This is a genomic window from Ruegeria sp. CDSA020 (assembly GCF_059612345.1).
In genome coordinates this window covers 60,337-86,100 of the sequence record NZ_JBXWQK010000010.1, presented here as the reverse complement: position 1 = coordinate 86,100, position 25,764 = coordinate 60,337, and the positions used below count along the sequence as shown (strand labels likewise).

Below are 25,764 nucleotides of genomic sequence, written 5' to 3'. Positions count from 1 at the left end.
TTCCAGCTAGGAAAAGAGGGCAGGGTGCAGCAATTCGTGATCAGGCCGGAGGAGCCGGACGATTGGTGGGAAGTCGAGGCTTTGTACGATTTGTGCTTCGCGCCCGGGCGCGAAGCGCTGTCTTCGTATCGCCTGCGCGATGATGTCCCGCCAATGTCAGGCTTGTCACAGGTGGTGCGGGACGGGCAGGATATCCTGGCCGGTGCAATAAGATTCTGGCCCGTGCATGTTGGCAATCAGGACGCGCTGCTTTTGGGCCCTGTGGCCGTCCACCCGACCCATCAAGGTGAAGGACTGGGTGGATTTTTGATCCACGAAGGATTGCGGGCCGGGCGAACCAAGGGTTGGGACAGGGTCATGTTGGTCGGGGATGCACCCTATTATGCTCGGTTTGGATTCACCCGTCTGACCGGGGTCGAGATGCCCCCGCCAACCAACCCGGATCGGGTTCTTGGCGTGGACCTGATACCCGGCGGATGGGACGGAATAACTGGTCCGGTAACCCGCTGGAGCCGCTGAGCTATTGAAATCGCTGCGGTAAGTGCCGATGTTCTAGGGGCAGGAGGGTACTTATGCAGGACATGGTTCTTGTCGGAAAACTCAATGCCGAAGCGGAACTGGACCGTTTGGCCGGATATTACCAATCCGCCGGAGGGCCGGGCGTCAAGTTGTTGAACAGTGTCGGTGGCTCGGCAGAGTCGTTGCTTGAACAGCTGCCGCCATCTGTGCGCGAAGCCCTAACCGGGGCGACAGAAAAGGCGCTTTGGATTGCGATGAACGCGGCTGAAGGGTCGCGTAGGGCGGTGCCCGATCAGTTGCCATGGGTCAATACGGCCCTGACGACAGCCATGGGAGCTGCAGGTGGTATCGGTGGCGTTCCGACCGCATTGATGGAGTTACCGGCAACCACGACCATGCTGCTGCGTTCAATTCAAGGCGCTGCGGCGCGCGAAGGGTTTGACCCTTCTGAGGATGGTGTCAAATTCGACTGTGTCCGGGTATTGTCAGCCGCTGGTCCGATGTCTTTCGATGACGGCGCGGATCTGGGTTTCTTTTCGGCGCGCCTGACCCTGACAGGCCCAGCTTTGCAAAAGCTGATATCTGCCGTTGCCCCGAAACTGGCGGTGGTTTTGGGGCAAAAACTGGCTGCGCAATCTGTGCCTGTGTTGGGCGCCATAGCCGGCGGCGGTACGAACTATGTCTATACGCGCTATTACCAACAGATCGCCCGCGTCCATTTTGGCCTGAGGCGGCTGTCAGTAGATGCCGATATTCCGCATGAGGTTCTGATCCGCAAACTTGAGGCCCGGATGCAAGGGATTGAAAAATAACGCTTCATATGGCATTCTTCAGATGCGGGCCCGCTAAATAAGCGCAAAAGCGCATCGGGCGGGCGGATAAAACGTTCCCTGGAGAGGCAGCAGGACGTGATCGAGCAAAGGCAACTCAACCTGCATCAAGCGGGCACTGTACGAGTCGTACGGCAATCGGCAGCTCTGTGCTATCGTGTCCAACGCGGCACGCCTCAGGTGTTGCTCATTACAACGCGTGGTTCCGGTCGTTGGATAATACCCAAGGGGAATTTGATCGAAGGCCTCTCACCCTCCGGGACAGCCAGTCAAGAAGCCTGGGAAGAGGCGGGTGTGACCGGTACTTGCACTCCAAATGCCTTTGGGCAGTTCCTGCATTACAAGCGGCGGTACAAGAAAGGATCAGCGGTTTATCTGGTCGATGTCTATCCGCTGGTGGTCAAATCCTTGGCAGTGCGATACCCTGAAAGCCAAGAGCGTAAGCGCAGGTGGTTTCCGCTAGGAGATGCCGCATCTCGGGTTAATTCACCCGATCTTGCATCATTGTTACGCAATGTAGAGCATTTGTACCACTGATGTCCCCCTCGGGGGGCTTGCCATTGCAATAGTGGTTGGTATCTATTTGGCAACCGACCTTTGGACAGAACATGATTCAATATGCGTTGAAATGCAGCAGTGGCCACAGCTTTGACAGCTGGTTTCAGTCAGCCGGTGCTTACGACAAACTTGCCGCCGCAGGCTTGGTGACGTGCGCCGTGTGCGGTGATCCGCAAGTTGAAAAAGCAATCATGACCCCGCGCGTCCGCCCCGCACGTGCGGTCGAATCTCGTACCACGGCTCCGGCATCTCGGGATGAGGTCGTCAACATGGCAACGCCAAGCGTTGATGTCGAGAAAGCCCTTTCCGAGCTGCGGCGCAAAGTCGAGGACAACTCGGATTACGTTGGCAAGGATTTTGCCAAAGAGGCCCGTAAGATACATTTGGGCGATGCACCGGAACGTGCGATCTATGGCGAGGCCAAGCCAGAAGAAGCCAGGGCATTGATCGATGACGGCGTACCTGTTGCTCCGCTGCCTTTCGTACCTTCGCGCAAGACGAACTAGCCCATGCATGTTGTTATCACCGGTGCTGGGCGGGGGATCGGAAAGGTTCTGGCGGACAGGTATCGTGCGCAAGGATGCGACGTAACGGGCACGGCTCGGGATGGCAGCGCAGAGGTGGCGCTGGATGTAACAGACCCGAAACAACATCAAGCGATGGCGGAAAAACTGGCAATGCGCCCTGTTGATCTGCTGGTCTGCAACGCCGGTGTATATCTGGATAAATCCCAAACCATCGATGGCTACCCCGCCGAAATGTGGGCGCAGAGTTTCGCTGCCAATGTGACGGGGGTCTTTCTGACAGTTCAGACCTTGTTGCCCAATCTGCGCGCGGCACAGGGAAAGATTGCGATTTTATCCTCGCAGATGGCCTCGCACACGCGGGCGCCTGGTGGCAGCTATATCTACCGCTCGTCCAAGGCTGCTGTTCTGAATCTGGGGCGCAATCTGGCTGTGGACCTGCGCGGCGACGGCATTTCAGTAGGCATTTACCATCCCGGCTGGGTTCAGACGGATATGGGTGGGACCGGGGCTGATATCACGGTTGATAAGGCTGTTCAGGGCCTGATCAACCGTTTCGATACTCTGTCACTTGAAAGTACCGGGTGCTTTGAAACCTATGAAGGCCAGTCGCACCCTTACTGACGGGCAAGAGCGACTTTAGGGATCTCATATACCTCACCGGGATCAACGAAAATCACCATAACATCGCCTCGGTTTTCATAGGTGATCTTAGCTGCCGAATTTGTCGAATCCGGGATGCCATCGGTGAAATAGATGTTGCGGACTTCGCCATTTCCCATCGCAACCGCAAGCGTAGAGCTGCCGTCGTCACGGCGCCGCATTTCGGCGTTGCAAGTGCGCATCGCCTCGCCTGGGCTGGTCGCACAGGGTACTTTCCCCAAGGCGTTTTGACCGTCGGTGCCGGTCAGCGAGGCGACTTGCGCCGCTGCAGGTGTGGAAAATAGGGCAAGGACAAGGGCAAGACGGTGCATTGAATACCTCGTTGTGAATTTGATGCGTCAGGCTTACACCGTCATACGCGGTTGTAAAGCGATGCTAGGCCCCGACTGATGCGGTATTGCACTCTTGCTCTTGCGGCCCCCCTCGCATAAGACGCACGGGATCTGAATTCCAAGGCGCGGAGACATCAGCCCCCATGCCCGTACTCGTGATGAAATTCGGCGGCACATCCGTCGCAAATCTGGACCGTATCCGCCGTGCTGCAAAGCGCATCGGCGTTGAGGTGGCCAAGGGTTATGACGTGATCGTCATCGTCTCGGCCATGTCGGGCAAGACCAACGAGCTGGTGGGTTGGGTCAACGAAACCTCGCCACTGTTTGATGCGCGCGAATATGACGCCGTGGTGTCTTCGGGGGAAAACGTCACCGCCGGCCTTATGGCGCTGACATTGCAAGAGATGGACATACCAGCCCGCAGTTGGCAGGGCTGGCAGGTGCCGCTGCTGACCACCAGCGCCCACAGCCAGGCGCGGATCGAGGATATCCCGACCGACAACCTGAACCAGAAATTCGGCGAGGGCATGAAAGTGGCCGTTGTCGCGGGTTTCCAGGGTCTCAGCCCTGAAGGCCGTATCACGACACTTGGCCGTGGCGGGTCGGATACCACTGCGGTGGCCTTTGCTGCCGCATTCGGGGCCGAGCGCTGCGACATCTATACCGATGTAGACGGTGTTTACACGACCGACCCGCGCATCTGCCAAAAAGCGCGTAAGCTGGATCGAATCTCATTCGAAGAAATGCTGGAACTGGCCTCGCTTGGGGCTAAGGTGCTGCAAACCCGCTCGGTTGAGCTGGCGATGCGATATAAAGTGAAATTGCGCGTTCTCTCAAGTTTTGAAGAACAATCCGACGAGGCCGGTACGCTGGTCTGCGACGAGGAGGATATCATGGAATCCAATGTTGTGGCCGGTGTGGCCTATTCTCGTGACGAGGCCAAGATGACCGTGGTTTCCGTGGCGGACCGCCCCGGTATCGCCTCGATCATCTTCACGGCGCTTAGCGACGCGGGCGTGAATGTGGATATGATCGTTCAGAACATCTCGGACGAAGGGCGCACGGATATGACCTTTTCCTGCCCCACGGATCAGGTGACGCGCGCCGAAAAGGCGCTGTTGGCTGTGAAAGACCGGGGAGAGCTGAACTATGCCGACCTGGTCGCAGATAATGATGTCTGCAAGGTTTCTGTGGTCGGGATTGGAATGCGTTCGCAATCGGGTGTTGCGGCCAAAATGTTCAAGATACTCTCGGATGAGGGTATCAACATCAAGGTCATTACAACCTCTGAGATAAAAATTTCCGTCTTGGTGGATAGGAAATACATGGAACTTGCGGTTCAGGCACTGCATGATGCCTTTGAATTGGACAAGGCGGCCTGAGCAATTCAGCCAAGGGTCACGCCTGAAACCTTAGACTGGTTGGGCTATGGCAGACGGCACTGAAACAGAATCCCGTAAGCTGCTGGGGCGGCTGCGTGAAGAGATGGCGAGCGAAGCTGCCGGTCAGGAACGTCTTGACCGGATCACTCACCTGATCGCAGACAGTATCCGGGCCGAGGTCTGCTCGATCTATCTGTTCCGCGACGAAGAAACCCTGGAACTTTGTGCGACCGAAGGCCTGTCGCCCGAGGCCGTTCATAAGACCCGTATGCGCATGGGCGAAGGACTGGTGGGGCGCGTCGCGAAATCCGGCAAAATCGTGAATACGCCCGATGCGCCGTCAGCCAAGGGCTTTCGCTATATGCCGGAAACGGGCGAGGAGCGTTTCTCGTCTTTTCTGGGTGTACCGATTCAGCGGCTGGGTGAAAAGCTTGGCGTTCTGGTTGTTCAGTCCCGCAACGCGCGCGAATATTCTGCGGACGAAGTTTATGCGCTGGAAGTGGTTGCAATGGTTCTGGCCGAAATGGCTGAACTGGGAGCATTCGTTGGCGAGGGCGCGGCCCTGTCGCCACGCCACCAGCAACCGGTTCAGTTTACAGGCGGCCCAGCACAAGAGGGCTCGGCCGAAGGCCATGTCTGGCTGCACGAACCGCGCGTTGTTGTTACCAACCCGATTGCCGATGACCCGCATCGCGAACAGGAACGTCTGACCGAGGCGGTCGAAGAATTGCGCGTCGGTGTCGACAAGATGCTCGAGATATCCAAGAACGGCGACAAGGAACAGCTACAGGTTCTGGAAGCCTATCGCATGTTCGCCAACTCCAAAGGCTGGATGCGCCGGATGGAGGAGGACATTGCACTTGGGCTTAGCGCCGAAGCTGCGGTGGAAAAGGAACAATCCCAGGCGCGCGCGCGCATGAGCCAAGTCTCCGACCCCTATCTGCGCGAGCGATTGGCGGATTTGGACGATCTCAGCAACCGTCTGCTGCGCATTTTGACCGGGCAAGGGCAGACAAACAGTGCCGACCTGCCACCGGACCCAATCCTGGTTGCCCGGAATATCGGTCCAGGTGACCTGCTGGAATATGGCCGGTCCTTGAAAGGCATCGTGCTCGAAGAGGGCTCGGTCGGAAGCCATGCCACCATTGTTGCCCGTGCTTTGGCCATACCACTGGTGGTCCATGTTGGGCGCATTACGACCGAGGCCCTGAACGGAGACCATATCCTGGTTGATGGCGATCAGGGCACTGTGCAGCTCAGACCAGAAGATACCGTGGTCAGCGCGTTCCGTGATAAGGTCGCGATGCAGGCCAAGGCGCAGGAACGCTATGCCTCGATCCGCGAAACGCCAACGGTGACGCGGGATGGAGAGCGGATCAATCTGGTGATGAACGCGGGTCTGATGGCGGACCTGCCTTCGCTGAACAATTCCGGTGCCGAAGGCGTGGGCCTGTTTCGTACCGAGCTGCAGTTCCTGATCCGGAATAAGATGCCCAAGCGTTCCGAGCTTGTGACGCAATATCAGCGGGTTCTGGATGCGGCCGATAAAAAGCGCGTGGTATTTCGCACGCTGGATATCGGGTCCGACAAAGTTCTGCCCTACATGAAACATATCGAGGAGCCGAACCCGGCCTTAGGCTGGCGCGCAATTCGGGTTGGCCTGGATAAACGGGGCGTGATGCGGATGCAGCTGCAGGCTCTGATCCGGGCCGCCAATGGTCGTCCGTTGACGGTCATGTTCCCATTCGTGGCACAAGCGGAAGAGTATTATGAAGCGCGATGGGAAGTGAACAAGACCATCGACCGCGAGAAACGTCTGGGCCATGCCCTGCCTGAAAGTATTGAAGTCGGAGCGATGTTGGAAACACCCTCACTCGCTTTTGCACCGCAGAAGTTTTTTGACGAAGTCGATTTCATTTCGATTGGTGGCAATGATCTGAAACAGTTCTTCTTTGCTGCCGACCGAGAAAACGAGTTGGTCCGCCGCCGCTATGACTCGCTGAATGTCAGTTTCCTGACTTTTATCGAACGGATCGTAGAACGCTGCAACATCTCGGATACGCCGCTCAGCTTCTGCGGTGAAGACGCAGGACGCCCGGTCGAGGCGCTGTGTCTGGCCGCGATGGGAATCCGGACGTTGTCGATGCGCCCGGCGTCGATTGGGCCGGTCAAAAGCGTATTGTTGCGGGCAGATCTGCAAGCAGTGCGCAAGATCATATCGGACGCTCGTCATCGCGGAGAGCAATCCGTGCGACCGGCTGTGATGGAATGGTTACGCAGCCAGGGGTAGTGCGTCAAATCCACCCTTGCTTTCTTTTCTCGCTTTGCCTAAGGAAATGGGGAATGTTAGCGATAACATTTCCTATTCACCGGCGCTGTCAGCTTTAAGTGCTATTGTGGTTCAGCAGAGGATTGAAGGAGCCCGACGATGGTTTCACGCGTAATTCCCGTTAACCCGTTCGATCTGGTGCTGTTTGGCGCGACCGGTGATCTGGCGCAGCGAAAAATCCTGCCGGGTTTGTGTCATCGTTTCGAAGTCGGCCAGATGCCAGACGAAGCCCGGATTATCGGGTCTGCCCGATCCGCCATTGATAGCGACGCGTTTCGGGATCAGATACGCGCCTCGATGAAAGAGTTCGCGCCGGAATTCAAAAAAGACGTTCTGGACCGCTTTCTGTCACGCGTGGAATATGTACAGGTTGATGCCTTGGGTGATGCGGGCTGGGACAATCTGGCCAAGTCATTGCGCCCAGACGTTGTGCGAGCGTTTTACCTTTCTGTCGGCCCAAGCTTGTTCTCGGGCATTGCGAAACGGCTGAACGATCACGATCTTGCAACGCCTGACAGTCGTATCGTTGTGGAAAAGCCGTTTGGTCATGATTTGGCCTCGGCCAAAGCGCTGAACGAAGGGCTGCGCGCCTGTTTCGAAGAACATCAGATCTATAGGATCGACCACTATTTGGGCAAAGAGACCGTGCAGAACCTGATGGCCCTGCGCTTTGCCAATTCCCTGTTCGAGCCGTTGTGGAACGCAACACATGTCGACCACGTCCAGATCACCGTGGCTGAAACCGTCGGCGTCGAGGGGCGCGGGGCCTATTACGATCAGTCGGGTGCAATGCGGGATATGATCCAGAACCACTTGGTACAGCTGCTGTGCCTGACTGCGATGGAGCCGCCGTCCAAGTTCTCTCCCAACGCGGTTCGCGATGAAAAGGTCAAAGTGATCGAGGCGCTTGAGCCGGTGATGCCTGCGGATATCGCCCGCGGTCAATACCGCACGGGTGAGGGCGGTGACGGGTATCTGGACCATGTCGGCAACCCTGCAAGCCGGACAGAAAGCTATATTGCGCTAAAGGTTCATTTGGGTAACTGGCGTTGGGCTGGGGTGCCTTTTTATCTGCGCACCGGAAAACGTTTGCGTGCGCGCGAGTCGGAAATCGCCGTCTACTTCAAGGATCCTCCACACACTATCTTCCCCAATGTAGGGCCATTGCATGGAAATGTGCTGGTGATCCGTCTGCAACCGGACGAAGGGATAACCCTGCGCACCACCATCAAAGATCCCGGTCCGGGCGGATTCCGGCTGTCGGATGTGTCGCTGGATATGAGTTTTGCCGAGGCGCTGGGCGCAGATGCGCGGGCTCAGGACGCTTATGAACGGCTGGTGATGGATGTGATCCGCGGTGACCAGACCCTGTTCATGCGTGGCGACGAGGCCGAAGCCGCCTGGGCTTGGGTTGACCCTATTATTCAGGGTTGGGAAAACCGGGGCGACCGGCCATCGAAATATGATCAAGGCAGTTCCGGGCCTGAAGAAGCTCTGATGCTGATGCATCGCGACGGGCGCCGCTGGCGTCAGATCGGAGGTTAGACATGGTTAATTCAGTTATCACCGACGTCACGCAACGGATTATAGCGCGCAGCGCCGATTTGCGTGGCCCGCATCTTGAGCGGATGGAACAGGCCCGGTCCAAAGGCCCGGCGCGGGCGCATCTGTCCTGCAGCGGTCAGGCCCACGCCTATGCCGGCGCAGGCGATGACCAACAATCGATGGCCACTGGTACGGCGGGCAATCTGGGCATCGTCACCGCCTATAACGACATGCTGTCAGCCCATCAGCCGTTCGAGCGCTATCCCGGCCTGATCCGCGATGCGATCCGCACCGCAGGTGGAACCGCGCAAGTGGCAGGTGGCGTACCGGCAATGTGTGACGGCGTCACGCAGGGCGAGGCGGGGATGGAACTGTCGCTGTTCTCGCGCGATGTGATCGCATTGGCTACAGGCGTGGCGCTGAGCCACAACACTTATGACGCTGCCGTGTTTTTGGGGGTCTGCGACAAGATCGTGCCCGGCCTTGTGATCGGCGCGCAGGCGTTCGGCCATCTGCCAGCTGTATTTCTGCCCGCAGGCCCGATGACCAGCGGTTTGCCAAATGACGAAAAGGCCAAGATCCGTCAGAAATTCGCCGCCGGAGAGATCAACCGCGCCGAGCTCATGGCCGCCGAGATGGCCGCCTATCATGGCCCCGGCACCTGCACCTTTTATGGCACCGCCAATACCAACCAGATGCTGATGGAGTTCATGGGCCTGCACCTTCCGGGATCCAGCTTTGTCAATCCAAACACACCGCTGCGCGATGCGCTGACAGAAGAAGGTGCGCGCCGTGCTCTGTCGCTCAGTGCGCTGGGCAACAACTATGCGCCGGTCTGCCAGATACTTGACGAACGTGCCTTTGTGAACGGCATCGTCGGTCTGATGGCCACGGGCGGGTCGACAAACCTGCTGATCCACCTGATCGCGATGGCGCGCGCGGGCGGTATCGTGCTGGATTGGCAGGATTTTTCCGAAATCTCCGCCGTGGTGCCTTTGGTCGCGCGAGTCTATCCCAACGGACTGGCCGATGTGAACCATTTCCACGCCGCGGGCGGGCTGGGCTATTGCATTGGCACGCTACTCGAAGACGGGTTGCTGCACCCCGACACGCTGACCGTCGCGGGGCAGGGGCTGCACAATTATACCAAAGAACCCAAGCTGAAAGACGGCGACCTGACCTGGGAGGACGGCGCAGGCCAAAGCCTGAATGACAAGATATTGCGCCCCGCCAAAGACCCGTTCCAACCTACAGGAGGTCTCTCGCGGCTCAGCGGCAATCTGGGTACCGGAGTGATGAAGGTTTCGGCGGTTGCCCCCGAGCATCAGGTGGTCGAGGCCCCGGTACGGGTGTTCCAAACTCAGGATGCGGTCAAGGCGGCGTTCAAAGCCGGAGAGTTCACGGATGACGTCATCGTCGTTGTGCGATTTCAGGGACCCAAGGCGAATGGCATGCCCGAATTGCATTCATTGACGCCGATGCTGTCGATCCTTCAGGGCCGGGGGCAAAAGGTGGCGCTGGTGACCGATGGCCGTATGTCCGGCGCCTCCGGCAAGGTTCCTGCTGCCATTCATATCTGCCCCGAGGCTCTGGATGGCGGCGCGATCGCCTATTTGCAGGATGGCGACATTCTGCGCGTGGATGCCGTAAACGGCGCGCTCGAAATCCTCACCCCAGGTGTGCTTGACCGCACTCCGGCCACGGCTGACCTTTCTGCCAACCAACATGGTGTCGGGCGCGATCTGTTCGGCGCGTTTCGCAACGCTGTCGGCACCGCGGATACCGGCGCCAGCATCTTCGGAGTGTAAGACCTATGTCCAAGACACAACGCACCCGTGAAATCTGTGCCCTTGCCCCGATTGTCCCGGTTCTTGTAATTGACGACGCCGCCAGCGCACGACCTCTGGCCGAAGCTCTGGTCGCGGGCGGTCTTCCTGCGCTCGAAGTCACCTTGCGCACCCCGGCAGCGCTCGATGCGATCCGGGCGATGGCGCAGGTTCCCGGTGGCGTCGTCGGGGCGGGTACATTGATCACGCCTGATGACGTGCGCGCCGCGAAAGAGGCTGGCGCACAGTTTGGCGTCTCGCCCGGTGCCACTGACGCCCTGATCGCCGCATGCGAAGCCCAAGACCTGCCTCTGCTGCCCGGCGCCGCAACCGCCACCGAGGCGATGGCCCTGCTGGAAAAAGGCTATGACATGCTGAAATTCTTCCCGGCCGAGGCCTCGGGCGGGGCGCCTGCGCTCAAGGCTATCGGCGCGCCCTTGCCGCAAATCACCTTCTGCCCAACGGGCGGTGTATCGCCTTCAAATGCCCGAGATTACCTGTCTCTGTCCAACGTGATCTGTGCAGGCGGCAGCTGGGTTGCACCCAAACAGATGGTCGCAGAAGGCAACTGGTCCGGGATCGAAACGCTTGCCCGGGATGCCGCCAAGCTGATGGATTGACGCCGAAATTGGCCACGTTAGGGTAGGGCCAATTCAAACAGGTTGATCCCATGACACATCCAATCTCCCTCGCGCGTGGGCGCGAGTATCTGGCCATTCCAGGCCCCTCGGTCATGCCTGACGCTGTGCTGCAGGCGATGCACCGACCGTCACCTAATATCTACGACGGCGAATTGATCGAGATGATGCCCGATCTGATCCGCGATCTGCGTCGCGTTGCCCGCACGGCCCATAATGTGGCCATCTACATTGCCAACGGCCATGGCACGTGGGAGGCGGCACTGTCGAACACCATCGCGCCCGGTGAGACAGTGCTTGCCCCCGCATCGGGGCGGTTTACCCATGGATGGGCCGAAATGGCCGAAGGGATCGGCGCCAAGGTGGATGTGATTGATTTCGGAACCAGCTCGGTCTGGGATTTCGATCGCATTGCAGAGGTGCTACGTGCTGATTCATCGCATGATATCAAGACTATACTTGCAGTTCACGTGGATACCTCGAGCTCAATTCGCAACAACCTCCCGGCGCTGCGCGCGTTGCTGGATGATCTGGGTCACCCGGCGCTGATGATGGCGGACTGCATCGCCTCGCTGGGATGTGAGCAATTCGAGATGGATGCCTGGGGTGTCGACGTGACTGTTACCGCCTGTCAAAAAGGGCTGATGACCCCACCGGGCATGGGGTTTGTATTCTTCAACGACAAGGCGCAGGCAAAACGGGCAGCAATGCCGCGTGTTTCCCGGTATTGGGACTGGCAACCACGAGCCAATCCCGAGCTATTCTACCAATACTTCGATGGTACCGCACCGACCCATCATCTCTATGGGCTGCGGGCCGCGCTCGACCTGATCCACGCGGAAGGGATCGAAAATGTCTGGGCGCGCCATCAACGCCTCGCTCAGGCAATTTGGACCGCCTGCGAAATCTGGGCACAGGGCGGTGCGCTGTCGTTGAACGTAGCTGACCGCGCGGACCGAAGTCATGCGGTCACCGCGCTGCGCCTGAGTGGAGGGCTCGGAACCCCATTGCGGTCCTATACCGAACAATCGCTGGGCCTGACTTTGGGAATAGGCCTCGGGATGGAAGATTGGGACGGCTGTTTTCGCCTGGGCCATATGGGTCACATCAATGCACAGATGGTCATGGCGATGCTTGGCGGCGTGGAAACTGCCATGGCCGCCCTTGATATTCCGCGCGGCACGGGTGCGTTAGAAGCCGCCGCCACCGCGCTTGTGACCTGAGACCAGCTCCCGATCTCAGTGCTAATCTGTATCTTCATCTGGCTCAAAATACTTTCGGGGGGAATCGCGCAAACGGCGCGATGGGGGCAGACAGCCCCCGTCCCGATGGCCAGTAGCGAGAGCTTCAGACGTTCAGCGCCCGGGCGTTAGCAAGCGCTTTTGGCAAAGAGGCGGCAAAAGCCCCTAGATTGGAGGCATCGCCGCAGCTCACTCGAATGCACCTGTTCTGAGGCGCGGCAAAAGGCATCCGAACGAAAACCCCCTGCGCCACCAGCGACTCCAGAACAGCCTTGGCAAACACCCCATCCTGACCGCAATCGATGGCCACGAAATTGGTGGCTGAGGGTAAAGGGTGCAGCCCGTTCTCCAACGCAATCGCGTTGATCCGCTCGCGCGCATCTGAGATGCGGGCACGGATTTGTAACAGCCAAACCTCATCCTGCAGCGCAGCCAACGCGCCTGCTTGTGCAGCCTTGTTCATACCGAAATGGTTGCGCACCTTGTTGAACGCCGAGATCAGGCCTGGCGCCCCAATGGCATAGCCGATACGCGCGCCGGCCATTCCGTACACTTTGGAAAACGTGCGCATCCGGATCACACGCGGGTCATCTGCGGCAACCGGCGCTGCAGTCCCGTCGGGGGCGCATTCCACATATGCCTCGTCCAGAACCAGCAGACAGCCATCGGGCAGCGCATCCAATACAGCCACGATATCAGTGCCCGAATGCCAGCTGCCCATAGGGTTGTCAGGATTGGCCAGATAGACCAGCTTAGCCTCGACCTCAGCGGCCTTGGTAAAGAGTGCCTGAGGGTCTTCGTGATCGTCGCGATAGGGAACCGTGTGTATCACCCCGCCAAACCCGGCGACGTGATAGTTGAAGGTCGGATAGGCCCCGTCCGAGGTCACAACCGTATCTCCTTGCCCAACCAGCAAGCGCACCAGATAGCCCAGCAACCCATCAATGCCTTCGCCAACCACGATATTTTCGGGTGAGACGGAGTGGTACTCAGCCAGGGCGTGGCGCAGGTTGTGGTTTTCCGGATCGCCATACATCCAGATATCGCCAGTTGCCCCCCGCATGGCCTCGATAGCGCGCGGCGAAGGGCCAAAGACATTCTCATTCGCACCCAGCCGGGCCACAAATGGTGCACCGCGCTGTCGTTCCTGTGTTTCAGGGCCGACAAAAGGCACAGAAGCAGGAAGAGATTGGGCAAGCGGGGTATAGCGTGGATTGGTCATGCAGACAGATAAACGCAAGGTCATCCGACAGGCAACCTTGCTTTGCCTGCACAGTGCCCACAGTCTGGCATCAACAAAAACAAAGGAGTGTCCATGCGCATCGCGATTGGTTTGGCTTTTGTGGGGCTTGCCTATTTGATATTTTGGCCTGTTGGCGTGGACCCAGTGGCCTGGGAGCCGCCCGAAGCTCCGGGCTTTACCGGCGTGTTTGCCGAGAACAACGCTTTGGACAGCCTCGAACTAGTCTCTTTGCCGGATGGCGAGGAAGGCCCGGAAGACATCGCGATCATGCCGGATGGCACGATCTACACGACATCCATGTCCGGCGCGCTTTATCGGATCGACGGCGACAGCCCGGTCAAGATCGACGACCTGGGTGGGCGCCCTTTGGGTCTGCAAGCTGGGCCGGACGGCGCGCTATATATCGCAGATAGCTACCGGGGGCTGATGCGCTGGACCGGGCCCGGCACGCTGGTATCCCTTGTGTCCGAGATTGGCGGGTCTCCGGTGGTCTATGCCAATCAGTTGGACGTGGCTCCGGACGGTACGGTCTATTTCTCGAACTCGTCTGATCGGTTCGATCCCGAAACCATGGGCGGTACCAAAGCCACCTCGGTCCTGACCATCTGGGAGCAGTCGGATACGGGATACGTGGCCCGCTATTCCCCTGATGGCACAACAAAAAAGGTGGCCGAGGGCTTTGTCTATACCAATGGTGTAGCGCTTTCCCCGCAGACGGATTTTCTGCTGATCGCCGAAACTGGTCGTGCGCGGGTGCACAAGCTCTGGCTAACTGGGCCGAGTGCTGGGCAGCGCGAGGTGTTGATGGAAAACCTGCCGGGATACCCCGATAACCTCACGGCGCAGGGCGACGGCACTTATTGGATGGCCTTCGCCAGCCCACGGGTGCCGAGTGAAGCTTTGATGCCCTATCCCTTTTTGCGCAAGGTGATCTGGCGGCTGGGTCCCTTGGTGCGACCGGCGCCGATTCATCGCGGCATGATCGTCCAATTCGACGGGGATGGCACAATCCTGCAAACCTTGCAGGACCCCGGCGGGCGGCTGGGCATCACCACGGCGGGTCAGGTCGTTGGTGACCTGTTCTATGTCATGACGCTGGATTCGCCGTGGTATGGCCGGATGCCCGTCGCTGATTTGCCCTGACGTCGTGGTGGCACTGTCCTCATCTTGCTGGCATGGTTGACGCAACACTGATTTCCGGAGGGACCAATGTCTCGCGTTTCCATCGAATACAAAGACCATATCGCCCATGTCACGCTAACCCGTGGCGACAAGATGAACGCGCTGGACGAAGCCATGATCAAGGCGATCCTGTCTGCCGGGCAAGAGGTGGCGGTCTCCGACGCCCGCGCCGTGGTGCTGTCGGGTGAGGGTAAAAGCTTCTGCGCCGGTCTCGACATGGCCAGTTTCGCCAGCATGGCCCACAAGGACCCAACCGAATGGCTGATGAACCGCAGCCATGACGACGCCAACGAAATGCAGGAGCTTGCCTTGATCTGGCGCCGTGTCCCCGTTCCAGTCATCTGTGCCATTCAGGGTGTGGCCTATGGTGGCGGACTGCAAATCGCACTGGGCGCGGATATCCGCATTGCCCACCCCGAGGCGAAATTGGCGGTGATGGAGATGAAATGGGGTATCATTCCCGACATGGGCGGCATGGTTCTGCTGCCCGAGCTTGTGCGCTCGGACGTGCTGCGCTTGCTGACGTATACTGCACGTCCAATAGGCGCGCCGCAGGCGGCTGATTGGGGGCTGGTCACGAAACTCTCGGACGATCCTTTGACCGAGGCGCTGGCTCTGGCTGAAGACATCGCAGGCCAAAGCCCTTCAGCCATCCGTGCCGCCAAGCGCCTGATCGACGTGGCCGAAACCCGTTCGCGAGCCGACGTTCTGCTGGCCGAATCTGCCGAACAGGTGGAGCTGATCGGCAAACCCGATCAGATGGAGGTTGTCATGGCGCAGATGCAGGGTCGTAAGCCGAAGTTCAAGTAGTCACCACATGAATCCCGATGCGCATCGCGGACCTGCGTGTCAGGCAGTGGGGTGTAGGCTTTGCGCATCTTTTCCAGCGTTACATGAAACGAATTCTCTGGGTTGGACTTTGGTCTGTGCTTTCTTGATCCGGCGTTCCACCAGAGTTCCCAATGATCCAAATTTAAGCTGGTTTTGCTTTGGCTGTGGCCTCAAGGCTAAGCGGCTATCGCAGCCGGTTAGTCACCAGATAGGCAATGCCACCAGCCAGCAAACCCCAGACCGCGGCCCCCAGCCCGAAGACTGTGATACCGGACGCAGTGATAGCAAAAGTCAGGATCGCCGCCTCACGCTCGGCCACAACCTCCAGCGCAGCGTGGATCGCATTTGCCAGCACACCGATCAGCGCGACCCCGGCCAGCGTCCCCATCAGCAACGGATCGGCATGGGCGGCAAATCCGGTGATGGCCACGGCAAAAATACCAAACAGGCAATAGAATACGCCACCCATGATGGCCGACCAATAACGCAGCGCAGGATCGGGATGACTATCCTGATTTGAACACATCGCGGCTGTGATGGCGGCTAGGCAGGTGGCGGGGGCTCCGAACGGGGCGGACAACAGGCTGGCCCCTCCGACGGCCGAGAACAATTTGCCCGGCACGGGCGCAAAGCCAAAGCTGCGCATCACCGCGATGCCGGGGATGTTCTGTGTCGCCATAGTGACGATGAACAGCGGCACTCCGATCCCTATGGCCGAGGCCAGGGAGAATGTAGGTATGGCCCAGATCGGTGCTGCAATCAGACGCTCGGGCATGATCGTTGTATCTCCGGCGTTCAGGATGACTATAATGGCTGCTGCGATCACTGCCGCGGGAACAGCAAAAAGCCGGTTGAACCGCCCCGCGATGAACCATGTCAGGATTACGGGTAGCGCCTGCCACGGAATCTCGACGGCCGCTTTGAACGGGAGGATACATAGCGGCATCAGAACCCCGGCAAGCATTGCCTGCGCTAACGTGGTCGGGATTGCAGCTGCCAACCTTCCCAGCGGCTTCCACAACCCAGCCACAACCGTCAAAGCGCCAGCGCACAGGAACGCACCGATAGCTCCTGAGAATCCCTCGACAGGTGTGGCGGATACAGCCAACAGCGCGACACCCGGCGTGGACCAGGCGACACTGATCGGCAACTTGTAGCGCAAGCTCAGCACGATGGCGGCCAGCCCCATGGCGATGGCGGCGGTCATCAGGCCCGATGCGGCCTCCTCCGGTGACGCACCCATCGCATCCAGCCCCTGCAGTACGATGGGGAATGAGCTGAAAAAGCCGACGATGGCCACAACCAATCCGGTTGAGATGGTCTGCATTGGTGGAAATGCGCGTGTCATCCTGCCCTCAGCGTTATCAACCCGCACTTGCTAGCAATCGTAAGCGGAGGTGAACAGGGCGAAATCTGGGCCGGGGAACGAAAACCCCGCCAACGCGGGCGTGGCGGGGTCTGGTATCTAGAACGGCTTGGAGTAGACGAAGATCAGGCGATTTCGGCCAGACGGGCTAGCGCTTCGTTCAGTTTCACCTCTTCCTCTTCACGGGCGGCGAGGTTGGCTTTGGCTTCGGCGACAACCTCTTCCGGGGCCGAGGCCACAAATTTCGGATTGTTCAGACGACCGCGCAAACCACCCAATTCCTTGGCAAGTTTGCCCTTGGCCTTCTCAAGTCGTTCCTTTTCGGCGCCGATATCGATGATATCCGCCAGCGGCAAACCGAACGTCGCACCCGGCGCGGCAATCGAGATCGTCCCCTTGGGAAATGCGTCCACTTTGGTCAAGCTGTCGATCCGCGCCAGCCGCTTGATCAGCGCCTCGTTACGGTCCCATGCAGCTTGGCCATGCGCGTCAATCTCTGTCACCAGCATCGGCACATACAGCCCCGCTGGCACCCGCATCTGCGAACGCGCCGAGCGGGTGTTCTCGATCACCGAGATCACCCAGTTCATTTCGCGATCCGCCTCTGGGTCGACCAGTTCGGTGCCGTAAGTCGGCCAGTCGGCGTGTACGACCATCTTGGCGCGCGTGCCTGTCAGCCCCCACAGTTCCTCGGTAACGAAGGGCATGATCGGGTGCAGCAAGACCATGCACTGGTCCAGAACCCAGCGCATGGTAGCGCGGGTCTCGGCCTGTGCTTCGGCATCGTCACCCTGCAGCAGCGGTTTGGAGAGTTCAACGTACCAGTCGCAGACCTTACCCCAGACAAAGGCGTAAAGCCCGTTGGCCGCATCGTTGAAACGATAGCTTTCCAGTGCGGCGTCGACCTCGGCCCGTACGCGGGCAGTTTCGCCTATGATCCAACGGTTTACGGCGGCCTTGGGTTTCAGATCGGCGACGTTTAGTTGCGGTACGGCGTCGGTGAAGACTTCGTTCATCTCGGCAAAGCGAACAGCGTTCCAAAGTTTTGTACCAAAGTTGCGATAGCCGGTGATGCGTTCGCGAGACAGTTTCAACACGCCGCCAATCGCCGCCATCGAGGCATTGGTAAAGCGCAGCGCGTCGGCGCCGAATTCGTCCACGATCTCCAGCGGGTCGATGACGTTGCCGGTGGTCTTTGACATCTTCTTGCCCTTCTCGTCGCGGACGAGTTGGTGCAGGTAGACGGTGTGGAACGGGATCTGATCGACCACCGCCAGTTGCATCATCATCATCCGGGCGACCCAGAAGAACAGGATGTCAAAGCCAGTGATCAGAACGTCCGTGGGGAAGTAGCGTTCCAGCTCCTCGGTCTGCTCGGGCCAGCCCAGCGTGCCGATGGGCCAGAGGCCGGAGGAGAACCAGGTGTCGAGAACGTCGGGGTCACGCCAAACCGGATAAACCAGCTTCGTCGGGTCTTGTTCAACTGCATACTGAGCAAGGCTTTCGGCGAATTGATGGATCGCTTCTTGCTTATCGGCAACTTCGATTACAGTTGCGTGGCTTAGCGGACTGGGAATGTTTGCATTATCGTCCAGGAATTTTTCAGTCACTGCTTCCAGACTCGACGCGCATTCCATGACATTGCCACGGTGCAACATACCACCTTCGTTCAGCAAACGACCCAATTCGACCAGATCAAGGTTGCCGTCGTTCTCGTCATCCTTGAAGTTTTCGGCCGACAGGTCGAGGCCATACCAAACCGGAATCTGATGCCCCCACCACAACTGGCGCGAGATGCACCAGGGCTCGATGTTTTCCAGCCAGTGGTAATAGGTCTTCTCGCCCGATTCCGGGATGATCTTGACCGTACCGTCCTTGACCGCGTCCAGCGCGGGGCCGACGACTTTTTCGGCATCCACGAACCACTGGTCGGTGAACATCGGTTCGATCACGACCTTCGAGCGGTCGCCAAAGGGCTGCATGATCGGTTTGCTCTCGACCAGCGGGACGAGTGCAGCCGGGTCGTCGTTCTCACCCAGCTTTGTGCCCAGAACCGGATTGTCGGCGCGGGTCATGACGGCCAGACCGTCGGCGGTGATCTCTTCGACAACCTTGGCGCGCGCCTCGAACCGGTCGAGCCCGCGCAGGTGGTCGGGGATCAGGTTGATCGCGTCGATCTCATTCTCGGTGAATGCTTTGCCGCGTGCGTATTCCTGCGCTTTGCCCGCCTCCTCGGCGTAAGGCACTCCATCGGCCCGCATTGCGCCACGCGTGTCCATCAGACGGTACATCGGAATACCGCCACGCTTGGCGACCATGTTGTCGTTGAAATCATGCGCGCCGGTGATCTTCACCGCGCCCGAGCCGAAATCGGGATCGGGATAGTCATCAGTAATGATCGGAATCTGGCGACGATGCTCTTTCGGTCCAACAGGAATTTCACAGAGTTTGCCGATGATTGGCGCGTAGCGCTCATCTGACGGATGAACCGCAACCGCGCCGTCGCCCAGCATTGTTTCGGGCCGTGTCGTGGCGATTGAGATATAGTCGCGCTGTTCCTCAAGCACGATATTCCCGTCCTCATCCTTTTCGACATACGTATAGGTCTCACCACCCGCCAGCGGGTACTTGAAGTGCCACATATGGCCCGCGACTTCGATATTCTCGACCTCAAGATCCGAGATTGCGGTCTCAAAATGCGGGTCCCAGTTGACCAGACGCTTGCCGCGATAGATCAGGCCCTTTTCGTACATTTCTACGAAGACCTTGATGACGGCATCGTGGAAATTTGCAGAATTCTCATGCCCTGTGCGCGGGTCACCCGGTGCACCTGCCATGGTAAACGCGTTGCGCGACCAATCGCAGCTGGCGCCAAGACGCTTGAGCTGTTCAATGATCGTGCCACCGTATTCACCCTTCCATTCCCAGACTTTCTCAAGGAACTTCTCGCGCCCGAGTTCACGCCGCCCTTCGTTGCCCTGCGCCGCCAGCATCTTTTCAACCTGCATCTGCGTGGCGATGCCCGCGTGGTCCTGACCGGGTTGCCAAAGCGTGTCGAAGCCGCGCATCCGGTGCCAGCGGGTCAGGATATCCTGCAGCGTGTTATTGAATGCGTGTCCCACATGCAGCGCCCCCGTCACGTTGGGCGGCGGGATCATGATGGTAAAGCTTTCATCGCGCGATCTGTTCGCGCCCGCCTTGAAGGCTCCGACCTGTTCCCAAGCCTCGTAAATGCGGGCCTCGGCCTCGGCCGCGTTGAATGTCTTTTCCATCGCCATTGGATGCGTCCTGCGTCAACAAATTCGGGTTATCGCTTGCAATATCGAAAGGATAGCAAAAGGGAAAGGGCCAAGCGCCGGGGCTATGGACAATGATGCATCGCAGCCTAATGTCGCCTAGAGGCAGAGACAGGAGCGCGCGGTGGAAAAGTTTGGCAAAAGCCAGCCCGTCAAACGGACCGAGGACCAGCGGTTTCTGACCGGGCAGGGGCAATATATGGACGATGTCCTGCCGCACGGGGCTTTGCATGCGGTATTCGTGCGATCCCAGTTGGCGCATGGGGTGATTGGGGCGCTGGTTCTGGATGACGCGCGCGCGGCCGAAGGGGTGCGGCTGATCATGACGCTGGACGACCTGAAGGCCGCCGGGATCGACACGTGTATGAATGCGGCCATCCTGAATAACCGAGACGGTTCGAAAGCCGCTGCGCCGGACCGGCATATGCTGGCCGCGGATCGCATACGGTTTGTCGGAGAACCCGTCGCTGTAGTCATTGCCGACACCGCCTTACAGGCCCGCGATGCGGCCGAGCTGATCTGGGTCGAAACCTCAGACTTGCCCGTAAAACTGGACGTGTGTGCGGGCGGAGAAACGCTGCACGCGGAAACTCCGGATAATCGGGCATTTGACTGGGCGCTGGGCGATGAGGCGGCAACTATTGCTGCGTTTCAGCAGGCGGCTCATACCGTTGCACTGAATGTGGAAGACAATCGAGTGATCATCACGTCGATTGAACCGCGGGGCTGTCAGGCGCATTGGGTTGATGGGCGGTTGCACTTTTCCTATGGCGGGCAGGGAGTTTGGGCCATGCGTGGTCAGCTGGCGCAAAAGTTGCGACTCAACCCCGAAGATATCCGCGTCACGACCCCGGATGTCGGTGGCGGGTTCGGCATGAAGGTCATGCCCTATCCCGAATATTTCTGTGTGGCCGTAGCTGCGATGAAGTTGGGCCAGCCTGTTCACTGGATGTCTGACCGTTCCGAGGCAATGTTGTCCGATCACCATGGCCGCGACCTGTCTTCGCTGGCCGAGCTGGCATTTGACAGCGATCACCGGATCACCGCCTATCGGGTGCACAGCAAGGTAAATCTTGGGGCCTATAACAGCCATTTCGGCCAGGCGATACAAACCAATCTCTTCAGCAAAGTGTTGATGGGCGCCTATGATGTACAAACCACCTATCTGCGGGTCGAGGGGTTCTTTACCAATACAACGCAGGTTGACGCCTATCGCGGCGCAGGGCGACCCGAGGCCATATATGTCCTTGAACGCGCTATCGACCGCGCGGCCCGAGAACTGGGCGTAGATCCCTGGGAGTTGAGGCGCAAGAATTTCATCCGGCCTGAGGCATTTCCTTACAAGACCGCGACCGGCGAAACGTATGATGTCGGCGATTTCGACATGGTCCTGTCCCAAAGCCAAAGACAGTCCAGCGGCTTTGCCGCCCGCAAGATCGCCGATGCTGAACGCGGTTTGTTCCGGGGGCAGGGGATTTGTTACTATATCGAAAGCATTTTGGGCGACCCTTCCGAGAACGCAAAGATCGAGTTCGTTGAGGATGGCACCTTGAAACTTTTTGTCGGAACCCAATCCAACGGGCAGGGGCACGAAACGGTCTATGCTCAGTTCCTGTCTGACCAAACCGGGGTTCCCCTGGATTGCATCACCGTAGTTCAAGGTGACAGCGACCAGCTTCCGAATGGTGGGGGAACCGGGGGATCGCGATCAGTTACGGTGCAAAGCACAGCGACGCTTGCCACGATCGACGTCATGGTTGCCGCATTCACGCCCTATCTCGCAGATAAGATGGGGGTGGAGGAAAGCGACGTGCGCTTTGATTTTGAAACCTTCCGCGCGCCGGGATCAAACCTGACGCCCACTTTGACCGAGGCCGCGGATATGGCCCGTGCCGACGGGCGCGTTGATTTGTTGCAGCATCAGGCAAGCATCACGCTGGACGACCGTAGCTATCCCAACGGGGCACATGTTGCCGAAATCGTGATTGACCCTTGTACCGGCGAAACATGGGTAGACCGCTATACTGTGGTCGATGATTTCGGTAATCTTATCAATCCGATGCTGGCCGAGGGGCAAGTTCATGGTGGTGTCGCACAAGGCATCGGTCAGGCGCTGTCCGAACATGTTGTCCATGATGCGCAGGGGCAACTGCTCACGGCATCGTTGATGGATTACGCCTTGCCCCGCGCAGCCGAGATACCCATGATTAAGTTTACCTCGGCGCCGGTACCGTCAACCTCTAACCCGTTGGGAATGAAAGGATGCGGAGAGGCCGGCACCGTGGGCGCGCTGGCTGCAGTGGCAAATGCGGTTCAGGATGCGCTCTGGGATCACGAGGTGCGGCAGGCCGATATGCCTTTTACGCCGCACAAAGTATGGGAACTGCTGAACGATGCAACTGTCGCGGCTGAGTAGAAAGGTACTGGGGTGGCTTGGACGGCCGCTGCGTTCCGAGCATTCGGCCGAAACGCGCCATCGTGAACCTGTCAGCCATGTCATCATTCTAGACGGCACCATGTCGACGCTTGAGCCCGGATATGAAACTCATGCGGGGCAGGCGCTGCGGCTGTGCTGCGAGATGGGAAGCAAGGTATCCGTCTTCTATGAGGCCGGCGTGCAATGGGAAAGCTGGAAGTCCTCGTTGGATGTGATGATGGGGCGGGGGATCAATCGCCAGATACGCCGGGCCTATGGCTATCTGGCCTCGCGGTATAAGCCCGGCGACCGTATCTATTTCATCGGCTACTCACGTGGGGCCTACGGTGTGCGCAGCCTTGCGGGTGTGATCGACATGATTGGCCTGCTCAAGGCCGAGCACGCGACCGTTAGGAATATCAAACAGGCCTACCGCCACTATGAATGCAATGCCAATGGTAGCGCCGCCGCTTCGTTTCGCCGGCAGTTCTGCCATGAAGATGTTGCAATCGAAATGATCGGCGTGTGGGATACAGTAAAAGCGCTGGGCTTGCGTCTACCGCTGCTTTGGCGGTGGGCCGAGGATCGCCACGCCTTCCACAACCATCAGCTTGGTCCCGCTACGCGCCACGGCTACCACGCGATGGCGCTGGATGAAACGCGCGAGGTATTCGAGCCGGTCCTGTGGAAATGTACCCCCGATTTTAAAGGCCATATCGAGCAAGTCTGGTTCCGAGGCACCCATGGCGATGTGGGTGGCCAGTTGAACGGGTTTGAAGAAGCCCGTCCTCTTAGCAACATCTCGCTGGTTTGGATGCTGGACAAGGCAGAGCTGCACGGCCTGCCCTTGCCGGAGGGATGGAGAGACCGCTTTGTGATCGACCCTCATGCGCGTTCGGTCGGCACATGGCGCGGTTGGGGTAAGATTTTCCTACTGCGCAAGCACCGCAAAGTAGGCCGCGACCGATCCGAGCGGCTGCATGTCTCGGTTTCGCCAAACGAACTGCCCGGTTGGGTGCCGATGCTGGATTTGCCATCGCATCCAGCGCAGTAATTCGGTTCCAGCTGCGAACAAAAATCACTGGGAACATTTACTGGTTAGTGAGACCCTAGTACTCATATATTGAAACAAGTATCGGATCATCATACTCACGCCGAACACAAAGGCGAATTGACATATGGCAGACCCATATTTTTCCGAACTCAAGTACCTTGGAGGCCCACCACAGGACTTTATCGAGGTCGCTGTTGACGCGGGTGCGGATGTTTCTGGGCTTGTTGTTACGATCTACAACTCTGACGGATCCATCCGCAGCACTAACACGCTTGATGGGATCACCCCGACGACAGTCGCAGGCCGGGACGTCTATGTAATTGACTCAGCCAGTTCCGCCACCTTTACCGGGCTCGGTAAAACCAATGGTATCTCTTTATCCGACGGGTCAACGGTTTATCAGTTCAGCTCTTTCAGCGATCCCCCCAGCCCCGGCCCGATAACGGCGACAGCTGGCCCCGCCAATGGGATGAGCTCGACGGTTATCGGCGAGGCCGGGGCGGGAGATTCACTTATTTCCACCGACGATGGTGGAACCTATTCGGTGAACACCACTCCGACACCGGGCACCATACCGTGCCTTACGGCAGGAACGTTGATTGCGACCGATCAGGGCCCTGTCCTGATCGAGAGTTTGAAGCAAGGTGATCGTGTCTTGACGGATCATGGTTGCACGCAGCCTTTGTCACAAATCATTCGGCGACATGTCAGCGCGCGGGATTTGCGCCGCCATCCCAAGCTTTACCCAGTACGCATTTGCGCTGGCGCGCTAGGGCAGGGCCTGCCCAGACGCGACCTGCTCGTGTCCCGTCAGCACCGGATGCTGATATCCTCGGCGATCGTTAAGCGCATGTTTGAGTGCCCCGAGGTTCTGGTCTCAGCTATAAAGTTGGTCGAGCTTCCGGGGATATACGTCGACGACAGAATTACAGAAGTTACTTATTTCCACCTGGTGTTTTCTGAACATGAGGTAATTTATGCAGATGGTGCCCCGACCGAGAGCCTTTTGCTTGGCGATGAAGCACTGAAATCTCTACCGGCAGCAGCCATGGAAGAGCTTTTTACGCTGTTCCCCGATCTTGTCGAAACCCCGATGCAAAAGACCAACTACAAAATCCCAGAGGGGGGGCGGCAAAAGCGATTGATCGCTCGGCATGCACGGAACCGGCGGCCGCTTTTGGCAGATTACGACTCTTCTTCGATTCCAGTGTGATCGCTCTTAGATGACGCAGAGCCAAAACAGGTGTATTACCTACATTCCGGCCTGCTGCGGGCACCGCGCTCTTTTGCTAGGTGCCTGCCTTCGTCAAAGCCTTACCGCCGCCGGTCGCGACGTGAGCTCATAGGCTGGAACGCCACACCCACATGCGCTTCGCAATAAGGTTTGCCTGCCTCAACGGGCAGACCGCAAAACCAGAAATCCTCGGTCGCGGGGTCGCCGACGGGCCATTTGCAGGTCTTCTCGGTCAGTTCCATCAGCGTCAGCTTTTTGGCTTTCTTCTCAACCTCGTTGACCTTGGCCAGCGCCTCGGGGCTGATCTCGTTCGCTGAAGGTTGCGGCGGCAGCGGTTGACCGGCCGGGATGATCTGACGGCGGGCCGGAACAGCGGGCTTGGCCTCGGCTGCCGGCGCTGCGGCTGGACGTGCCGGTTCCGTCTTGGGCGTGGGTTTGGGCTTGGCCTCGGCCTTGGGCGCGGGCGCTGGTTTTTCCTTTGGCTCAGCCTTGGCGGGGGTCGCGCCGGTTGCGCGATTCGACAGGCCCAGCCGGTGGACTTTGCCGATAACCGCATTGCGGGTCACACCGCCCAGTTCCTTGGCGATCTGGCTGGCCGACTGGCCCTCGCCCCACATCTTTTTAAGCAGCTCTACACGCTCGTCAGTCCAGGACATCATTTGCCTTTCAAAAGCGGAAAGCGGCCCCGGATTCGGGCCGCCTTGGGAATTCGTCTCAGCCCCCTATTTTAAACACTGCGGTCCGAGTTACAAGCG

The 25,764-nt window shown here is 58.7% G+C and carries 21 protein-coding genes; 16 read left to right on the top strand and 5 right to left on the bottom strand.

Going from position 1 to position 25,764, the window contains the following annotated elements; genetic code table 11:
• Positions 1 to 24: 24 nt before the first annotated feature.
• The 5 genes from AC2FJW_RS16895 to AC2FJW_RS16875 all read left to right on the top strand — a co-directional run bounded on the left by AC2FJW_RS16895 (position 25) and on the right by AC2FJW_RS16875 (position 3,055).
• The gene (locus AC2FJW_RS16895; RefSeq protein ID WP_496698023.1) at positions 25 to 519 is read left to right on the top strand and encodes a GNAT family N-acetyltransferase; all 495 of its coding nucleotides are present in this window, start codon (positions 25 to 27) and stop codon (positions 517 to 519) included.
• 53 nt (positions 520 to 572) lie between these two features.
• Positions 573 to 1,331 carry an EcsC family protein gene (locus AC2FJW_RS16890; protein ID WP_496750758.1) on the top strand — a complete coding sequence of 253 codons (759 nt, stop codon included), beginning with the start codon at positions 573 to 575 and terminating at the stop codon, positions 1,329 to 1,331.
• A 96-nt stretch (positions 1,332 to 1,427) separates the two neighbouring features.
• A complete protein-coding gene (locus tag AC2FJW_RS16885; protein ID WP_496750756.1) occupies positions 1,428 to 1,886 on the top strand; it encodes an NUDIX hydrolase in 459 nt (152 codons plus the stop codon).
• A gap of 71 nt (positions 1,887 to 1,957) precedes the next feature.
• Positions 1,958 to 2,413, top strand: coding sequence for a DUF1178 family protein (locus tag AC2FJW_RS16880; protein WP_496750755.1), 456 nt, complete (start codon positions 1,958 to 1,960; stop codon positions 2,411 to 2,413).
• A 3-nt stretch (positions 2,414 to 2,416) separates the two neighbouring features.
• Positions 2,417 to 3,055, top strand: coding sequence for an SDR family NAD(P)-dependent oxidoreductase (locus AC2FJW_RS16875; RefSeq protein WP_496750753.1), 639 nt, complete (start codon positions 2,417 to 2,419; stop codon positions 3,053 to 3,055).
• Here AC2FJW_RS16875 and AC2FJW_RS16870 read toward each other — a convergent pair.
• Positions 3,049 to 3,405: a hypothetical protein gene (locus AC2FJW_RS16870; protein WP_142638033.1), complete on the bottom strand. Its 357-nt coding sequence runs from the start codon at positions 3,403 to 3,405 to the stop codon at positions 3,049 to 3,051. The two genes, AC2FJW_RS16875 and AC2FJW_RS16870, sit on opposite strands and share 7 nt — an antisense overlap.
• A gap of 164 nt (positions 3,406 to 3,569) precedes the next feature.
• On the opposite strand from AC2FJW_RS16870, the gene AC2FJW_RS16865 reads away from it, so the two are divergent.
• The 6 genes from AC2FJW_RS16865 (at position 3,570) to AC2FJW_RS16840 (ending at position 12,369) form a co-directional block, all read left to right on the top strand.
• Positions 3,570 to 4,808, top strand: coding sequence for an aspartate kinase (locus AC2FJW_RS16865; RefSeq protein ID WP_496703335.1), 1,239 nt, complete (start codon positions 3,570 to 3,572; stop codon positions 4,806 to 4,808).
• Positions 4,809 to 4,854: 46 nt separating this feature from the next.
• Positions 4,855 to 7,098, top strand: a complete 2,244-nt coding sequence (gene ptsP / locus AC2FJW_RS16860) for a phosphoenolpyruvate--protein phosphotransferase (protein ID WP_142638037.1) — start codon at positions 4,855 to 4,857, stop codon at positions 7,096 to 7,098.
• 138 nt (positions 7,099 to 7,236) lie between these two features.
• Positions 7,237 to 8,682: a glucose-6-phosphate dehydrogenase gene (zwf, locus tag AC2FJW_RS16855; RefSeq protein ID WP_142638040.1), complete on the top strand. Its 1,446-nt coding sequence runs from the start codon at positions 7,237 to 7,239 to the stop codon at positions 8,680 to 8,682.
• Between the two features lie 2 nt (positions 8,683 to 8,684).
• Positions 8,685 to 10,490: a phosphogluconate dehydratase gene (gene edd, locus AC2FJW_RS16850; RefSeq protein ID WP_496698031.1), complete on the top strand. Its 1,806-nt coding sequence runs from the start codon at positions 8,685 to 8,687 to the stop codon at positions 10,488 to 10,490.
• A gap of 5 nt (positions 10,491 to 10,495) precedes the next feature.
• Complete coding sequence (locus AC2FJW_RS16845; RefSeq protein ID WP_142638043.1) at positions 10,496 to 11,128, top strand: bifunctional 4-hydroxy-2-oxoglutarate aldolase/2-dehydro-3-deoxy-phosphogluconate aldolase; 633 nt, start codon at positions 10,496 to 10,498, stop codon at positions 11,126 to 11,128.
• A gap of 50 nt (positions 11,129 to 11,178) precedes the next feature.
• Entirely contained in the window at positions 11,179 to 12,369 is a 1,191-nt protein-coding gene (locus AC2FJW_RS16840; protein ID WP_496750751.1) for a pyridoxal-phosphate-dependent aminotransferase family protein, read from the top strand.
• A gap of 124 nt (positions 12,370 to 12,493) precedes the next feature.
• On the opposite strand, the gene AC2FJW_RS16835 is transcribed toward AC2FJW_RS16840, so the two are convergent.
• On the bottom strand, positions 12,494 to 13,609 hold the full coding sequence (locus AC2FJW_RS16835) for a pyridoxal phosphate-dependent aminotransferase (RefSeq protein ID WP_496750750.1): 1,116 nt from the start codon (positions 13,607 to 13,609) through the stop codon (positions 12,494 to 12,496).
• A 93-nt stretch (positions 13,610 to 13,702) separates the two neighbouring features.
• Here AC2FJW_RS16835 and AC2FJW_RS16830 point away from each other — a divergent pair, with 93 nt between their 5' ends.
• Both AC2FJW_RS16830 and AC2FJW_RS16825 read left to right on the top strand, forming a co-directional pair.
• On the top strand, positions 13,703 to 14,773 hold the full coding sequence (locus AC2FJW_RS16830; RefSeq protein ID WP_496750749.1) for an SMP-30/gluconolactonase/LRE family protein: 1,071 nt from the start codon (positions 13,703 to 13,705) through the stop codon (positions 14,771 to 14,773).
• Between the two features lie 66 nt (positions 14,774 to 14,839).
• Positions 14,840 to 15,622, top strand: coding sequence for a crotonase/enoyl-CoA hydratase family protein (locus tag AC2FJW_RS16825; RefSeq protein ID WP_496698039.1), 783 nt, complete (start codon positions 14,840 to 14,842; stop codon positions 15,620 to 15,622).
• Between the two features lie 205 nt (positions 15,623 to 15,827).
• Here AC2FJW_RS16825 and AC2FJW_RS16820 read toward each other — a convergent pair whose 3' ends face one another.
• Both AC2FJW_RS16820 and AC2FJW_RS16815 read right to left on the bottom strand, forming a co-directional pair.
• A complete protein-coding gene (locus tag AC2FJW_RS16820) occupies positions 15,828 to 16,991 on the bottom strand; it encodes a benzoate/H(+) symporter BenE family transporter (protein WP_496750747.1) in 1,164 nt (387 codons plus the stop codon).
• 143 nt (positions 16,992 to 17,134) lie between these two features.
• The gene (locus AC2FJW_RS16815; RefSeq protein WP_496750746.1) at positions 17,135 to 20,287 is read right to left on the bottom strand and encodes a valine--tRNA ligase; all 3,153 of its coding nucleotides are present in this window, start codon (positions 20,285 to 20,287) and stop codon (positions 17,135 to 17,137) included.
• A gap of 142 nt (positions 20,288 to 20,429) precedes the next feature.
• On the opposite strand from AC2FJW_RS16815, the gene AC2FJW_RS16810 reads away from it, so the two are divergent.
• From AC2FJW_RS16810 to AC2FJW_RS16800, 3 genes are all read left to right on the top strand, one after another.
• Positions 20,430 to 22,721 (top strand): xanthine dehydrogenase family protein molybdopterin-binding subunit, encoded by a 2,292-nt coding sequence (locus tag AC2FJW_RS16810; RefSeq protein ID WP_496750745.1) that lies wholly within the window; start codon positions 20,430 to 20,432, stop codon positions 22,719 to 22,721.
• On the top strand, positions 22,699 to 23,775 hold the full coding sequence (locus AC2FJW_RS16805; RefSeq protein ID WP_496750743.1) for a T6SS phospholipase effector Tle1-like catalytic domain-containing protein: 1,077 nt from the start codon (positions 22,699 to 22,701) through the stop codon (positions 23,773 to 23,775). The genes AC2FJW_RS16810 and AC2FJW_RS16805 overlap by 23 nt, the downstream gene beginning before the upstream one ends.
• 124 nt (positions 23,776 to 23,899) lie before the next feature.
• Positions 23,900 to 24,988: a Hint domain-containing protein gene (locus AC2FJW_RS16800; protein WP_496750742.1), complete on the top strand. Its 1,089-nt coding sequence runs from the start codon at positions 23,900 to 23,902 to the stop codon at positions 24,986 to 24,988.
• 101 nt (positions 24,989 to 25,089) lie between these two features.
• Here the strand turns inward: AC2FJW_RS16800 and AC2FJW_RS16795 are convergent, their stop codons facing one another.
• Complete coding sequence (locus AC2FJW_RS16795; RefSeq protein WP_142638060.1) at positions 25,090 to 25,665, bottom strand: GcrA family cell cycle regulator; 576 nt, start codon at positions 25,663 to 25,665, stop codon at positions 25,090 to 25,092.
• Positions 25,666 to 25,764: the final 99 nt, after the last annotated feature.

What these genes read in the sequence shown, in the direction of transcription:
- AC2FJW_RS16890 (WP_496750758.1), top strand. Translation starts at nt 573, where the DNA reads ATGCAGGACATGGTTCTTGTCGGAAAACTCAATGCCGAAGCGGAACTG.
- AC2FJW_RS16880 (WP_496750755.1), top strand. Translation starts at nt 1,958, where the DNA reads ATGATTCAATATGCGTTGAAATGCAGCAGTGGCCACAGCTTTGACAGC.
- AC2FJW_RS16875 (WP_496750753.1), top strand. Translation starts at nt 2,417, where the DNA reads ATGCATGTTGTTATCACCGGTGCTGGGCGGGGGATCGGAAAGGTTCTG.
- AC2FJW_RS16870 (WP_142638033.1), bottom strand. Translation starts at nt 3,405, where the DNA reads ATGCACCGTCTTGCCCTTGTCCTTGCCCTATTTTCCACACCTGCAGCG.
- AC2FJW_RS16865 (WP_496703335.1), top strand. Translation starts at nt 3,570, where the DNA reads ATGCCCGTACTCGTGATGAAATTCGGCGGCACATCCGTCGCAAATCTG.
- ptsP (WP_142638037.1), top strand. Translation starts at nt 4,855, where the DNA reads ATGGCAGACGGCACTGAAACAGAATCCCGTAAGCTGCTGGGGCGGCTG.
- zwf (WP_142638040.1), top strand. Translation starts at nt 7,237, where the DNA reads ATGGTTTCACGCGTAATTCCCGTTAACCCGTTCGATCTGGTGCTGTTT.
- edd (WP_496698031.1), top strand. Translation starts at nt 8,685, where the DNA reads ATGGTTAATTCAGTTATCACCGACGTCACGCAACGGATTATAGCGCGC.
- AC2FJW_RS16845 (WP_142638043.1), top strand. Translation starts at nt 10,496, where the DNA reads ATGTCCAAGACACAACGCACCCGTGAAATCTGTGCCCTTGCCCCGATT.
- AC2FJW_RS16840 (WP_496750751.1), top strand. Translation starts at nt 11,179, where the DNA reads ATGACACATCCAATCTCCCTCGCGCGTGGGCGCGAGTATCTGGCCATT.
- AC2FJW_RS16835 (WP_496750750.1), bottom strand. Translation starts at nt 13,609, where the DNA reads ATGACCAATCCACGCTATACCCCGCTTGCCCAATCTCTTCCTGCTTCT.
- AC2FJW_RS16830 (WP_496750749.1), top strand. Translation starts at nt 13,703, where the DNA reads ATGCGCATCGCGATTGGTTTGGCTTTTGTGGGGCTTGCCTATTTGATA.
- AC2FJW_RS16825 (WP_496698039.1), top strand. Translation starts at nt 14,840, where the DNA reads ATGTCTCGCGTTTCCATCGAATACAAAGACCATATCGCCCATGTCACG.
- AC2FJW_RS16820 (WP_496750747.1), bottom strand. Translation starts at nt 16,991, where the DNA reads ATGACACGCGCATTTCCACCAATGCAGACCATCTCAACCGGATTGGTT.
- AC2FJW_RS16815 (WP_496750746.1), bottom strand. Translation starts at nt 20,287, where the DNA reads ATGGCGATGGAAAAGACATTCAACGCGGCCGAGGCCGAGGCCCGCATT.
- AC2FJW_RS16805 (WP_496750743.1), top strand. Translation starts at nt 22,699, where the DNA reads ATGCAACTGTCGCGGCTGAGTAGAAAGGTACTGGGGTGGCTTGGACGG.
- AC2FJW_RS16800 (WP_496750742.1), top strand. Translation starts at nt 23,900, where the DNA reads ATGGCAGACCCATATTTTTCCGAACTCAAGTACCTTGGAGGCCCACCA.
- AC2FJW_RS16795 (WP_142638060.1), bottom strand. Translation starts at nt 25,665, where the DNA reads ATGTCCTGGACTGACGAGCGTGTAGAGCTGCTTAAAAAGATGTGGGGC.